This window comes from Mangrovimonas sp. YM274 (assembly GCF_030908385.1).
In the GTDB taxonomy this organism is placed as follows: domain Bacteria; phylum Bacteroidota; class Bacteroidia; order Flavobacteriales; family Flavobacteriaceae; genus Mangrovimonas_A.
Genome location: NZ_CP133091.1, coordinates 1,829,838 through 1,844,773 on the forward strand (window position 1 = coordinate 1,829,838; position 14,936 = coordinate 1,844,773).

Below are 14,936 nucleotides of genomic sequence, written 5' to 3' on the forward strand. Positions count from 1 at the left end.
AAATAAAATAAAGCTCCTTTAAAGATAACATTTTGTTTTTTAGGACCGTATGTTGCAATATCTAGAGTTTTTATTTGCGAGAGCTCCAAAGAAATGCCCGTCTCGTGTCAATTAAACTCCAGTGTTTTCCCTTTGGATAAAATGGGCTCTGTAATAAGTTTCCCAATATGATTGATAAACAGGGAATTAACCAGTGCCTTTTAAGCCTGTCGATAAGGCATTTATTAAAATCAAGAGTTGTACCAAGTAGTGCTCGGCCTGTTTAGGGTCTGTTTCACGAATGGCTCTCCATTTTTTCAGGTAGCTTACCTGTAATTCGCTTAAGGACTTTAGCGCATGGTTTCTGTATTTCATATCCTCAAGTTTGGAAATGCGCCTAGTGGCCATGGGCTCAGTAAAGATATTGTCAATTTCCTGCAGGCAAGAATGGTAATCGTTGATAATTAAAGTTATGAGTTCCGCTTTGGTTTCCGAATCTTGAATCAGTTCAGCAAACTGTTTCATGATATCGATATCTGAATCCAAGAGGTTTGATTCAATTTGAATAAGGAGGTATTTCCAAAAAGGCCATTCCAAAGCTAATTGTTTCAGCTGTTCATAGTCCTCGGGATAGTGTTCTTGAAACTCGTCCAAAGCCCCGCCCAATCCAAACCAACCACTTAGGTTGAATCTGGATTGACTCCAACTAAACACCCAGGGTATCGATCTTAGATCGTTTAAGGTACGCTGTCCTGTACGGCGTGCTGGTCTAGAACCAATTTTGCTCAGTTCTAAGACATCTATTGGAGTGGCATGCGAATATAACTCCATGAACTTGGGATGATCTAGTAATTTTCGGTAATGTATTCTGCTTAAATCAGCCAAAATATCCATCATGCCGTACACTTTTGAATTTTTGTCTACTGGAGGGGTTTTGACGGTTTGTCTAGCCGTTCCCGCTAAAAACATTTCAAGATTGTAGCTTGCCGTTAATTTATTGGCAAATTGATTGGCAATGGTTTCTCCTTGGACTGTCATTTTAATGTGGCCACTCAAGGACCCTGGAGGCATACTGTCCAAAAACCGATGGATTTTCCCGCCCCCACGACTAATGGTTCCCCCACGTCCGTGGAAAAAGCAAACTTTAATTCCCAAAGCATTGGCGGCCTGGGTTAAATTTTCTTCGGCTTTGTAAATGTTCCAACGGCTGGTGAGGATGCCCCCATCTTTGTTACTGTCGCTATAACCCAACATGACTTCTTGGGTAAACCCATCTAAGGTTTCACGCCGTTGCTTAACAATAGGATGGTTTAGGTAGGAGGTTAAAATCTCAGGTGCTGCATTCAAGTCGTCTATGGTTTCGAAGAGGGGAGCCACCATTAGTCCCGCATCTTTAAGACCAACCTCTCTCAAAAATAAATACACTACAAGCAAATCACTCAAAGATCGGGTCATACTTACTATGATAGAACCAATGCCTTCTGTGCCATAAAGGTTTACATACCGTCTTACTTCGCGTAGATAGCCGAGGACATTATCCGCTTCAGGACCGCAGGAGGTCCCTGCAACCAAAAATGGACGGTTATTGGTAAGTTCTTTATTTAAAAAATCCAAGCGTTGGGCCTCATCCCATTGGGCATAGTCTGAATTGGCATAACCTGAGCTTGCCAGCATTTGGCTGATGGCTTTTTCGTGATAGGCGCTGTTTTGTCTAATATCCAACTTGGCCAAATGGAATCCGAAACATTGAACGAGGCGTTCAATAGGAAATAGCCATTGCTTGGCCATGTGTACCGCTCCCAAATCAATGAGTACTTGCCGTAATTTTTGGAGTTCCAGCACTAATTCCTTAGATGATTTAAAATAACTGGCCTCTCCCAGGCTATGATTGTCTTCAATGGTATGTTCCAAGCGCACCAATAATAGATTCACATATTGACGGAACGGTTCTGATGGGTTTCTATCGATAGCTTTTTGTCCTTCAGCACCAAACAATTGGGCCGCGGTTGCAATGTCCTTTAAAAAACCCTTTGGAATGGGCGTGATATAACTGGAGATACTTAGCTCTGCAGCGAGGTCAAAAAGTTGTTGGTGTATAACCTGTAGTATGGCCTTCCTATGTAATCTTAGGGTAGAGGCTGTGAACTCTGGTGTCACAAAAGGGTGGCCATCCCTATCGCCGCCAACCCAACTGCCAAATTGAATGAGCGGAAACTGCTCGGGCCATTCCAAAAGCTCAGGCGAGTACCCAAGGGTAGTCCAGGCATGCTGTAACCGTTGGTCTGTTAACCTAACCGCTTCGGGGAAGACATTTACAAAATAATGCATGAGATTGCCGCGCTCGTCTTCAAGACGAGGCTTTTGCAGGTAGATTTCCCCGGTTCGCCACCAACGCTCCATTAAACTAATCATTTCCTGTTTTAATTGGGCTTGTTCCGAGGTGGACCAATTGGGGTTTTCCCTTTTCACCAAAAGCAAATAGAGTTCCCGATGAATGTCCAATACGGTTAAGCGCTTGGCTTCTGTGGGATGGGCTGTTAAAACCGGCATCACCATAATTTGCCGTAACTTTTCAGCAATGTCTTTTTCGTCCAATCCCTCAGTATGCCATTGGTGAAGCGTTTCTCCCCAAGATCCGCGGGTGGTTTCAATGCCAAATTGGGTTTCCGATTCTCTTCGGTATTGGGTGGCGGCATTTTCTTCGGCTAAATTTAGAAGCTCAAAGCAAATGCCTATAGCCTGGGTCATTTTTTCATTAGAGCTGTATGTTTTCGCCGCAGCATCCAAATTGTCGAATGGTAAAATATCAACCAGTTCGGCTTCATCAATGGATACAAGCATTTCTTTAAAGACGGATAATAAGTATTGGAAATCTGCTTTTATTTTTTTTAGTCCCTTTTGCTGCAGTGCTATCTTCATCATTTTATAGTGGTTTAAATCTTTGTTTCCTAAAATTAAAATAGACAAGGATGACAAAAAAACAGGCTTATGGTTTTTATGCATCCAAAAATTGGGGCTGTAAAATAAATAGTGGTATGATGCCTAAATATAGTGAATTTGAAGGTTTTAAGTTTCTTTTTTGTATTAAGTTATTGTGATGGGCAATGGCCTTTGCGGAATCAATTTTTATAGATACTCATGCGTAAATTTTCGTCTTGCTCCATTACTCGTTTGGCATAAGGACACAACGGAAGGATTTTAACCCCTTTGGATTTGGCATATGCCACTCCTTTTAGCACAAGCTGTTTGCCGTAACCTTTGCCCGAAAACGTTTCAAAGGTTTCGGTGTGGTCTATGATGAATTTGTTGTTACCGGCCCAAACATAGGTCATTTTTCCTGCGGGTTTACCGTTTTCAAAAATGGTAAAGGTTCCTTTTTTGTCGTGTTCTTCTCTTGTGAAACGTATCGTGTTTTTCGGTTTGTTATATATGGGTAGGGGAACAAATTCTTCGTCATCTCCAGGTACCTTGGGGAAAGCTTCCAGATTTTGTTCGTTCCAGTTCACTTTAGCTTGCTCCAAAATAGCTTTGTCCGAATTCACAAAATTCCAATGAATAAAACGTTCTTCAGGGAATGGGGTGCCTCCAAAAATGTATATGGTGGTATTGGCCTCCATTTCAAAAGCGCAGAGAGTACTGTCCTTGGCAATTAAAATTTGCTTGGGACCATATTGGTGACCATCACTTTTAATGCCCCCTTCCAAGATGTAAAGGGCGGATTCTCCATACAGGGCGTGGCCAATAGAGGCCATTTGCTCGGTTGTACTTTTTAACTCCAAAAAGTATAAATCACTGTGTACCGGCACAGGTGATGTTTTGCCAAAGGCTTTGCCTGCAATAAGCTTGATATGGATGCCTTTATCTTTCCACGAGGGGATGTCGGAGGCCTCAATATGGTGAAAAGACGGTTCCGATTGTTCCAAGTCTTTGGGAAGGCCTACCCAAATTTGAAGGCCGTGGAGTTTTTTATCCGTTGTTCTCAAGTAGTCTGGAGTCCTTTCTGAATGGACCACACCTTTACCGGCGGTCATCCAATTAACCGCTCCTGGCTGTATTTCCATGGCTGTTCCCAAACTGTCTCTATGAAAAATAGCGCCCTCAAACAAATAGGTGAGGGTAGACAAGCCTATATGCGGATGTGGTGGTACATCCAAATTTTGATAGTCCTTAAGTTCAGCCGGTCCCATATGGTCAATAAACACGAAAGGACCAACCGCCCGTTTTTGGCGAAAAGGCAAAAGCCTTCCCACTAAAAAATTGCCAATATCGGCAGCGCGTTCTTCGATAATCAATTGGATGTTGGACATGGTAGCATGAGTTTGAAAGGATTAGGTTTTTCAGTTTTGAAGGGTGTTTTCTATCTGCTTATCTGGGATGATCCACATAATGGCCACTATAACATAGCGTAGGATACCAATTACTGGAAGAAAGAACGAAGTGACAACACCTACAAGATACAAAACAAGAGATGCGTATTCCTTTTTGTTACCGGAAAGAGCCTTGCCAATTTTGGAAGTTTTACCTTCAAATTTAATCGCTGCTTTTTCCAAAACTAAAAAGGCAATGGCTGCTAAAAGTAGGTTGATACCATAAAGCGCAACGGGATAGGTGTCAAAATGGTTTTCACCCATCCACCCTGTAGTAAACGGCACCAAAGACAAACTGAACAGCAAGAATAGATTACACCACAAGACACTGCCGTTCACTTTTTCCATAGCTTGGAACAAATAGTGGTGGTTGTTCCAATACACCCCCAAATAGATAAAACTAAGCACATACGACATGAATTTGGGAAGTACAGGTTTTAGGGCTTCCCAACTGGAGCCTTCGGGAACCTGCATTTCCAAAACCATTATGGTAATGACGATGGCCAAAACACCATCGCTAAAGGCTTCCAATCTGTTGGTGGTCATGGTGTTGTTTTTAGTGTCGAATTGTCAAAAGTAAATTACACTAAAAAATTGTGATGGGCAAGCAGGGGTAATGTGGGGATTATTTGCAGTTGGATTGCAATATTTTATGTTTCCATTGAATCCAATATTCCTGTAAACCTTCAGGAGTTGTTTTTAAATCACTAATATGCAATTCTTGGCCATTCATAAGAGCTTTGGAGAGTTCTTGCTTTCTTCTTGCCAAAGCAGGAGAATGGTTCCAACCACCAACATGGTCAAAAGACGTATAGGCGTCGCAGGCCTCTTTTACCCTAACAAAAGGAATAGATAGGCTGTAAATAACCTGCCTAGTTCCCATACCTTCGGTATGCATTGTTATGTTGCTGAAATCCACTTTGCTGTAAATACCCGCCTGGTAAAGTGCTTTCAGTTTGTTGCCTATAGCTCCAGACATTTTGTTGGAAAATTGATGGGCAATATCAGAACCGTTGATAAATTCAGGACCTGTATAGGTGCCTGTGCAGCCTCCTTCGGAACATTTAATGTTGGCGTTTTGTTTTGTGTTTTGGGGGTGGTTTATAGCTGGATTGGTTCCTGCAATAATGTAAGCACATATTAGTAGACTGATAAGGAATTGATTCATGTTTTGAAATTATGAGGTATGTGATGTGTAGATGTCATTATCAATCTGCTATAGAAAAGGAAACTAAGGTTATTATAGGAGTGTATGCTTTTACTTCGTCTTCATATACGCATCAACAAACTGTATCAAATCCTCCCCATGTAAGTTTTTGGCAATTACCATACCATTTGCATTTAGGATAAAATTGGCAGGAATGGTTTGTACCCGTATGTGTTTCAAAAAAGCAGCATTGTCTCCTTGCAGGTCCGATGCATGAAACCAACGATTGGCGCCGTCAAATTCTGTTGCAGCCTTCCATGTAGAGGCATTGCTTTCTAAACCATAGGCAACAATTTGAAACCCCTGTTCATGGTAGGTATCCCATAAAGGCACCAGTACTTCGCGGTTTTCTTTACGGCATGGTGCACACCATGACGCCCAAAGGTCTATAACGGTAAGTTTACGGCCTAATTGCGCATACAGACTAACGGTATCTTTTGTAAGGGTTGGTAGTGCGGCATCAGGAAACTTATCTCCAACCAACACAGGTAAATTAGCCGCATCACTATCCTTGCAAAGTTCCTGTGTCCAAGGGTGTTCAGGCATACTTTCCTGCCATTTACTGCATTGGCGTACTAAAAATTCAGGAATACGTTCATAATCATGTTCGGGGCTAACCCAACGTAAGGCTGCCATAGCAGGTAGAAAATGAGAACTGCTATCGGCAAAGTTGATCAATTCCGTTTGGTAGTCTAAAATGGCGTGTTCTTTTTCCAGTAATTGGCTGCCATCTTCAATTTGCCATTCCTTTCCTGCCAAATGGTTTTGGTAAGCTTGATATTTAAGGTCTCTAAGGGTGAGTAGTGCTAAATTCACTTGAGATGGTGCTGCCATACTGAAACTTTTCTGAAATGCCTCCCATTGGGCAGAAATATGTATACTTTCTCCCTGTTGCCAAACAAAAGGCATATAGTTGGCGCTTTCAGGAGTTTCCGTTTCCAAATAGTTGGCGGCTTTGCCTGTAGGTTGAACAGCCAACTCCAATAAGCTGCCTGAAGCAGTGGCAGGCATGGTTTGGAATTTAAAACTGCCATCATCTTCAATAGTGGCCGAATCGATAACTTTTGCAAAATAAGGAGCTGCTACCGCTTTTAAATTTTCGGGCTTTAAAAGGTAGATTTTTGCCCCCTTTTGTTCAAGACCTGTTAAGGAACCAGAAATATCAGCTGGCGATTGACAGGAGAATATGCTTATAGTGATAGAGGCTAATATTAAGGACTGTTTTAGGCTCATGAGTTGTTGGGTTTATGTTGTACAACAAATCTAAGATTTTTGGTTTGTTGTGTCCATGTTTATAAGGGGATAAATAGAAGAAAAAATCAAAATGATTTGGCCGGTTGCCTATACCATTTTGAAATTAGCATTAAGGTTTTGGTAGGTCAAATTTTGACAGGCAATGATTTAGTAGGGAATAGACTTTCAATTTTAAGGGATGGGAGTGCTAGGTATATCAAAAAAAACCGAGAGCACATGCTCTCGGTTTTTTGTATCAATGTTTGCTATTTCAACGAAGTGATCTAGCTTTGATTGTCTGTAGCTATGATGGTTAATTCATCGATGATATTTGACGCATTGGAGTAGGTGTCTATCAACCAAAGTAGGTATCTAACATCTACATTAATAGTACGCTGTAAATCCTTATCAAATATAACATCACCGGCCATTGCTTCAATGTTGCCATCAAAAGCCAAACCAATTAACTCTCCCTTGCCATTCAACACAGGCGAGCCAGAATTACCACCAGTAATATCATTGTCTGTTAAGAAGTTTATAGGAAGTTGCCCCTGACTGTTGGCGTATCGCCCATAATTTTTCTTTTCGAACATCTCAAGCATCTTTGCCGGTAAATCAAATTCTTCATCATTAGGCTTGTATTTGTTTACCATACCTTCTAGGGTAGTGTAATTGTTGATGCTGGCATCGTTTCTCGAATCCTTTGGCAAAGCTCTTACTTTTCCATAGGTCAAACGAAGGGTAGAGTTGGCATCTGGATAACTGATCTTGCTCAAACCAGATTTACGTAAGCCATCAACTAGCAATCTGAAGGATGCTTGATAGTCGTTTAAAGGTTGTACAAGATGCTCTGGTTGCTCTCTATACTTGGTCAACAAAGCTTCAGAAAGGATATAGAGTGGGTCGTTTGCCAATAATTCGGCATTAGGGTAATCCAAGAAGGCCAATGCGCCTTCTTTGGTAGTAAACATACTTAGTTGGAAACAAGCATTGACATAGGTGTCTAGGTTGTCCTCAGCCTTTACATTGGCAATGACTTCTGGCAATTGGTAATTGGATTTTGAAGCATACAATTTGAGTTGCTCTGCCAATATTTCCTTTTCAAGTGGTAAATAGTGGTCCTTGTACAAAGCTTCAATATAGGCCTTGATTTTTGGAGACAATTCTGCACGTTTAGCCTCATTGGATGAGATGTAGGTTTCAAAAATTTGACCTATTCTATATGGTAAATTAGAAAATGTGCTGGAGCGTAGAATAACCCTTAGGTAGTTGTCGTGTTTCGCCTTGTCGTTCGTTAAACTGTAATAGTTGTTAATATTGGAAACAACATTTCCATAGGTGTCTTTGTTGGCAGATTTGTTGGCCCATTTGTTGAACTTGCTTTCGGTTTTACGCTTAGTTTCGGCAGTTTTATGAGCCGTTAGGGCGTCAATCATGCCTTGACGGTTTTTCCAATAATTCGCAATAACGGCATATTTTGAGGCGTACATTAAGTTGATGGACTCGTCTTGGTCCATATACTTTTTCATAACATCCATGCTTAATTTAGAGCCTTCCACCCAAGCTGGGTAAGCGTAATTAACGTTTTGCTCGATTCCTTCGGCTGGCATCCAACGGTTGGTTCTTCCTGGATAGCCCAAAATCATGGCGAAATCATCTTCTTCCACACCATCAATATTCACAGGTAAATGGTGTTTGGCCTTTAAGGGTACATTGTTAGTTGAATATTCTGCAGGTTGTCCATTGGCATCTCCATAGACTCTGAAAAGTGAAAAGTCTGCTGTGTGGCGTGGCCATTCCCAGTTATCGGTGTCACCACCATATTTCCCTAGACTTTTTGGAGGTGTTCCAACCAATCTTACGTCGGTATAATCTTCATATACAAAATAGTAATACTCGTTTCCTTGAAAGAAGGAACGTACAGAAACTTTATATTTACCATTTTCGCTATTTTCCTGTTCAATTTTTGCAATCTCTTGATTGATGATGGCTTCGCGCTCTATTTCAGTCATTGAAGCGTTTACTTTAGACAAAATGCGTTCAGACACATCGTCCATTCTCACAAAGAATCTTACATATAATTGTTCAGGTTTTAATTCTTCATTTAAAGACTTGGCCCAAAAGCCATTTTTAAGGTGGTTTTGCTCTGCTGAAGATAGCTCGGCAATAGCATCATACCCACAGTGGTGATTGGTAAGTAAAAGCCCATTTTCTGAAATAATACTGGCCGTACATCCACCATTGAACTGGACAATGGCATCCTTTAAGCTTTGGTTATTAATACTGTAGATTTCCTCTGGAGTCAATTGAAGTCCCATTTTTTGCATGTCGCGATGGTTGAGGCGTTCGATGTGCATCAAAAACCACATGCCTTCATTGGCAAATAGGGAGACTGGTAATGAAATCCAAAAAATAAGGATTAACAGACTAATTTTCTTCATTTTTATTTTGTGTTTAGTTTAATAATAAGTGTGCTCAAGACAAGGGGTTACTTTTGCGCCCCAAGGTCCTGTTAACAACGCGCAAAAATAGGGGTAATATTTTGATTTTGGCCATATTTTAAGTAATCCTTAACCCTTGGCAGATTGCTGTTTGTAATACGGTTTTTAAGTGCGATTATACCCATTAACTTTTATGGGTTTTTATCGATGACTAGCAGAGTATTTAACGGTTCGTTTTGCATTAAGGGGATAAAACTCATGCCTGTTGTAATGCTTGCTCAAAAGAAAGATCGTACAGAGTTTAAATACAATTAGTTACAATGGGTAAACGGGACTTGTGATGGGCCTAGTACTTAGTTGTATCCGTTGGCAGCGGCTTGAAAAATCTAGTAATATGTAGATTGGTTTTTTGTTTAAATCGTCTTGTGTTACCAATACCGCAAACCTATTTTATGAAAGAGCCTCATTTTAGTTCAGCATTTATGGATAGAATGTCCGTGAAAATTTCAGGGGGGGCCTCCTAAGGTTATCCTAAGGTCAACTTAAGGTCATCCTAAGGTGTAGTTAAGGTCAACCTGTTTTAAAATGCAACCCCAATTAAAAGCATAATATGTTCAATTAAGGACCAATGTCATATTATAAATAAACTACACTTCTTATTTTTGTAGTAACATTATTACCATGAAACACTACAAACCAAAAAACCGACTTTCCGCTCAAGCCTATATTGACGGAGTGCTAAAGGGAGATCGTATGATTTTGTCACGTGCCATTACTGTTGTGGAAAGTAATTTGGAGAGTGATAAAATACTTGCAAAGGAAATCATTCAAAACATATTACAAGCCTCCGGAAAGTCTATTCGTATTGGGGTAACAGGAGTCCCGGGCGTGGGTAAAAGTACCTTTATTGAAGCATTTGGGAAATACCTCATTTCACTAGGACATAAGGTTGCTATTTTGTCAATAGACCCCAGTAGTCAACGTTCCAAAGGAAGTATTTTAGGCGACAAAACCCGTATGGAGGAGCTTAGCGGAATGGACGAGGCTTATATACGACCTTCCGCCTCTGGCGATACTTTAGGAGGCGTGGCCAATAAAACTGCAGAAAGCATGCTATTATGTGAAGCGGCAGGCTACGACGTTATTTTAATTGAAACTGTGGGGGTTGGTCAATCTGAAACTGCGGTGCATGGCATGACCGATTTCTTTTTACTGCTTATGTTGGCCGGTGCTGGCGATGAATTGCAAGGGATTAAAAAGGGCATTATGGAAATGGCCGATATGGTAGTCATTAACAAAGCCGATGGAGATAATGTCAAACAGAGCGATAGGGCAAGGTTGCAATATCAAAATGCATTACACTTGTTTCCGCCTTCAGAATCGGGGTGGACTCCAACAGTTACGAAGGCTTCCGCTTTGCACAATACGGGCATTGCAACCATTTGGGAAAATATCTTGAGTTATAAGGAACTGGTTGTTGGCAATGGCTATTTTGTTGAAAATAGAAATCAGCAAAGAATACAGTGGATGTACGATACCATTAATGAAGAGCTAAAACAATTGTTCTACGGTTCTGAAACCATTGCAAAACAATTGCCAAAATTGGAAGCCCAAATCATGGCCTCTCAAATTTCTCCTGTAAAGGCAGCCGAAGATATGATAGCTCAATTTAAAGAGGCTATAAGCTTGGAAACGAGTTAAATTATTTAAGGGATTCGTTCGTATAAATTCAAGAAAAACGACGATAGGTCAGCTTAATTTCTGTAAATTTATTCGGACTTTGAAATTGGGCCTTAGTATAGTTATTTCATAACTCAACGAAGATTACAACCAACGAATATGGACTTTTTGCACACATCATACCTTGCTTTATTTTTGATAATCTGTATAGGGTTTATCATTGGAAATATCAAGATAAAAGGAATTTCACTGGACATTTCTGCTATTATTTTCGTGGCTTTGTTATTTGGCCATTTTGGAGTCTCCTTACCCGATATCTTACAAAAAATTGGACTGATTCTATTTATCTATACCATTGGGCTACAAGCAGGACCTGGATTTTTTGATTCTTTCAGGGAACAGGGTAAAAATTTGGTAGCGATATCGGTTTTGGTGGTGCTTTCTGCTGCTTTTCTGGCTTACCTTTCCATGGTACTGTTTCATATTGAAAAGCCTATTGCAATTGGCTTAATGTCTGGAGCGTTGACCAGTACACCTGGTTTGGCCACGGCTATCGATGTTACTGAGTCGCCCCTGGCTTCCATAGGCTATGGTATTGCTTATCCTTTTGGAGTGATTGGAGTGATTTTGTTTGTGAAGCTGTATCCCAAAGTCTTCAAAATAAATTTGAAAAAGGAAGAAGTCGATTATGAAGAAAAGGTACATGGACATTACGAAGCTATTACTAGATGTACTTTTATGGTAGAGAATGAAGGAGCTATTGACAGGACTATAGCGGAATTGAGAGTGCGTTCAATGACCAAAGGGGTTATTTCAAGGGTAATGCACGAAGGACATGCTTTTATACCTCATAAAGATACGGTATTGCACAAGGGAGACTACATAAGAGTAGTTGGTACCAAAGAAGCTTTAAGACGGGTAGAGCTGCTTATCGGGCCACAATCCAATGTTGAAATTGAATTAGGGAAGGAATATGTGGTTCAGTCTTATTTAATGACCAAAACGGAGTTGGTCAATAAGTCATTGGGAGAGCTTAATTTAAGAGATAACTTTAATGCTACCATTACTCGTATTCGCAGAAGTGGCATCGATTTATCTCCCAATTCAACATTGAGATTGCAAATAGGGGATAAATTGATGATTTCAAGTGAAAAGGAAAGTGTTCCTCAGATTTCCGAATTGATTGGGGATAACAAGAGTAAATTGTCCGACACCAATTTCTTTCCTTTGGCATTAGGAATTGTTATTGGGATTTTGGTGGGAGGTGTTTCTATTGCCTTTGGAGATAGCTTTAGTTTTAATTTAGGCTTAACGGGAGGAGTGCTTATTGTTGCCATGGTGCTTGGCCGGATTGGTAAAACAGGACCTGTATTATGGGTAATGAGTGGTAATTCCAATCAATTATTAAGACAATTTGGGCTAATGTTGTTCTTGGCTGTAGTAGGGACGAAAGCAGGAGCCACCCTAGTAGATACCTATTCGCAATACGGTATTAAATTGTTTCTCATCGGCGGTATCATTACCTTTTTGCCTATGTTTTTGGCTGCCCTGATAGCTAAGGTGTTTTTTAAAATAAATACCCTAACCTTATTGGGGACGCTTACCGGTTCCATGACCAGCACACCAGGATTGGCAGCAGTTGATAGTATGACTTCTACAGACGCTCCTTCAGTTGCTTATGCCACTGTGTATCCTATTGCCATGGTACTTTTGATTATCTGTACTCAAATATTGGGGTTGCTTTAAAATTATGTTGAAAAGCAATATTTTAGTTTTCCTCTAAAACTGAACTTGTTTAAAAGAAAAAAAGCTCCAAGATGTTAAACGCACCCCGAAGCTTTTAATCAAACAGATGTAAACAAAAAAAGTACTATTAATCGTGTTCTAAATATTTCTCCATGATGGTAATAGCTGATTTGGCAATTACGGTTCCTGGGCCAAATACAGCAGCTACTTTACGGTCTAATAAGTATTGGTAATCCTGTTCAGGAATTACACCTCCGGCAAATACTAGAATATCAGGTCTTCCCAATTGTTCCAATTCATTTATCAATTGTGGAATTAGGGTTTTATGTCCTGCAGCCAAACTGGAGGCCCCCACAAAGTGCACGTCGTTTTCTATAGCTTGTTTGGCTACTTCTTCTGGGGTTTGGAACAAAGGTCCCATGTCCACATCAAAGCCAAGATCGGCAAAACTGGAAGCGACTACCTTAGCGCCTCTATCATGACCATCTTGTCCCATTTTGGCAATCATGACTCTTGGTCTGCGACCTTCAATTTCAGCAAACTTATCTGCCAATTGTTGGGCTTCCTCAAAGGTGTAATCATCTTTCACCTCTTTTCTATAAACACCACTGATAAGTTTGGTATCTGCTTTGTGGCGTCCAAAGTGAGCTTCCAAAGCATCGGAGATTTCACCCAAAGTGGCAAAGTTTTCGGCGGCATCTACGGCTAATTCCAATAGGTTGCCCTTGCCTGTTTCAGCACAATGGGAAAGTGCTTTTAGTTTAGTGTCTACCAAAGCTTGGTCTCTGTTAGCTTTAAGGCTGTTCAAACGTTCGATTTGAGACGTTCTCACTGCGGAATTATCCACCTCCAAGATTTCAATATCCGATTTCTCGTCGGTTTGGTATTTGTTCACACCCACCAAAATATCTTGACCAGAATCCAATCTGGCTTGTTTTCGAGCAGCGGCTTCTTCAATACGCATTTTAGGAACGCCAGTTTCAATGGCTTTGGCCATACCACCCAATTCCTCAACCTCTTCAATGAGTTTCCACGCTTTTTTAGCAATTTCTTGAGTAAGGTATTCTACATAATAAGAACCTGCCCAAGGATCAACCGCTTTGGTGATTTGGGTTTCCTCTTGAATGTAAATTTGGGTATTACGTGCAATCCTTGCCGAGAAATCCGTAGGAAGGGCAATCGCCTCATCCAAAGCATTGGTGTGTAAGGATTGTGTGCCTCCCAAACCGGCAGCCATGGCTTCAATACAAGTTCTGGCTACATTGTTGAACGGATCCTGTTCACTCAAGCTCCATCCCGAAGTTTGGCTATGGGTACGCAATGCCATGGACTTCGGATTTTTGGGGTTGAACTGTTTAATGATTTTTGCCCAAAGCATACGTGCCGCACGCATTTTGGCAATTTCCATAAAATGGTTCATTCCCACAGCCCAAAAGAAGGAAAGTCGTGGTGCAAATTCATCGATTTTTAGTCCTGCGGCCAATCCTGTTCTAATGTATTCCAAACCGTCTGCCAAGGTGTAGGCCAATTCAATATCTGCCGTGGCACCTGCTTCCTGCATGTGGTACCCGCTAATAGAGATAGAATTGAACTTAGGCATGTGTTGGGTGGTGTATTCAAAAATATCCCCGATAATCTTCATGGAAGGTAACGGCGGATAAATGTAGGTGTTACGTACCATAAACTCTTTGAGGATATCATTTTGAATGGTACCACTCAGTTGGTCCAAAGCCACGCCTTGTTTTTTGGCAGCTGCAATATAAAAGGCCATAATAGGCAGTACGGCACCGTTCATGGTCATGGACACCGACATTTTATCCAAAGGAATTTGGTCGAATAAAATTTCCATATCCAAAATGGAATCAATGGCAACACCTGCCTTACCAACATCACCGGTTACCCTTGGGTGATCGGAATCGTAGCCTCTATGGGTAGCCAAATCAAACGCTACCGAAAGTCCTTTTTGTCCAGCAGCTAAATTTCTTCTGTAAAAGGCATTGGATTCTTCCGCAGTCGAGAAACCCGCATATTGACGAATAGTCCATGGACGTAAGGCATACATGGCACTATAAGGCCCTCTGGTAAAAGGAGGTAAACCTGCTACAAAGTTTAAGTGCTCTGCTTCGTCTATGTCTTTTTTTGTAAAATGAGTTTTCACAGGGATGCCTTCAGGGGTATTCCAAACGGCTTTTTTGCCTGCAGCTTTGGGTGCCTGTGTGTTATGGTCTAAACTTAGAGTTGAAAAATCTCGTTTCATAAGTCATTGTTTTTGTGAGTCAATGG

Annotated in this window: 9 protein-coding genes and 1 pseudogene; 2 read left to right on the plus strand and 8 right to left on the minus strand. The window is 40.9% G+C overall.

Annotated features, from left to right (window positions below; translation table 11 throughout):
- Positions 1-186: 186 nt before the first annotated feature.
- The 7 genes and pseudogenes from RBH95_RS08005 to RBH95_RS08035 all read right to left on the minus strand — a co-directional run bounded on the left by RBH95_RS08005 (position 187) and on the right by RBH95_RS08035 (position 9,227).
- Entirely contained in the window at positions 187-2,901 is a 2,715-nt protein-coding gene (locus RBH95_RS08005) for a phosphoenolpyruvate carboxylase (RefSeq protein WP_307902169.1), read from the minus strand.
- Between the two features lie 197 nt (positions 2,902-3,098).
- Positions 3,099-3,410: a GNAT family N-acetyltransferase gene (locus RBH95_RS08010; protein WP_307902242.1), complete on the minus strand. Its 312-nt coding sequence runs from the start codon at positions 3,408-3,410 to the stop codon at positions 3,099-3,101.
- Positions 3,411-4,286, minus strand: a pseudogene (locus RBH95_RS08015) (pirin family protein); the annotation flags it as partial.
- Positions 4,287-4,316: 30 nt separating this feature from the next.
- Positions 4,317-4,892 (minus strand): TMEM175 family protein, encoded by a 576-nt coding sequence (locus RBH95_RS08020; protein WP_307902170.1) that lies wholly within the window; start codon positions 4,890-4,892, stop codon positions 4,317-4,319.
- A gap of 79 nt (positions 4,893-4,971) precedes the next feature.
- A complete protein-coding gene (locus tag RBH95_RS08025; RefSeq protein WP_307902171.1) occupies positions 4,972-5,514 on the minus strand; it encodes a hypothetical protein in 543 nt (180 codons plus the stop codon).
- Between the two features lie 90 nt (positions 5,515-5,604).
- Positions 5,605-6,786 (minus strand): TlpA disulfide reductase family protein, encoded by a 1,182-nt coding sequence (locus RBH95_RS08030; protein ID WP_307902172.1) that lies wholly within the window; start codon positions 6,784-6,786, stop codon positions 5,605-5,607.
- 284 nt (positions 6,787-7,070) lie between these two features.
- Complete coding sequence (locus RBH95_RS08035; protein WP_307902173.1) at positions 7,071-9,227, minus strand: S46 family peptidase; 2,157 nt, start codon at positions 9,225-9,227, stop codon at positions 7,071-7,073.
- 681 nt (positions 9,228-9,908) lie between these two features.
- Between RBH95_RS08035 and meaB the strand changes: the two genes are divergently transcribed.
- The gene (meaB, locus tag RBH95_RS08040; RefSeq protein WP_307902174.1) at positions 9,909-10,928 is read left to right on the plus strand and encodes a methylmalonyl Co-A mutase-associated GTPase MeaB; all 1,020 of its coding nucleotides are present in this window, start codon (positions 9,909-9,911) and stop codon (positions 10,926-10,928) included.
- 138 nt (positions 10,929-11,066) lie between these two features.
- Positions 11,067-12,653 (plus strand): aspartate:alanine exchanger family transporter, encoded by a 1,587-nt coding sequence (locus RBH95_RS08045; RefSeq protein WP_307902175.1) that lies wholly within the window; start codon positions 11,067-11,069, stop codon positions 12,651-12,653.
- Between the two features lie 127 nt (positions 12,654-12,780).
- Here the strand turns inward: RBH95_RS08045 and scpA are convergent, their stop codons facing one another.
- Positions 12,781-14,910, minus strand: a complete 2,130-nt coding sequence (gene scpA, locus RBH95_RS08050) for a methylmalonyl-CoA mutase (RefSeq protein ID WP_307902176.1) — start codon at positions 14,908-14,910, stop codon at positions 12,781-12,783.
- Between the last annotated feature and the right edge of the window lie 26 nt (positions 14,911-14,936).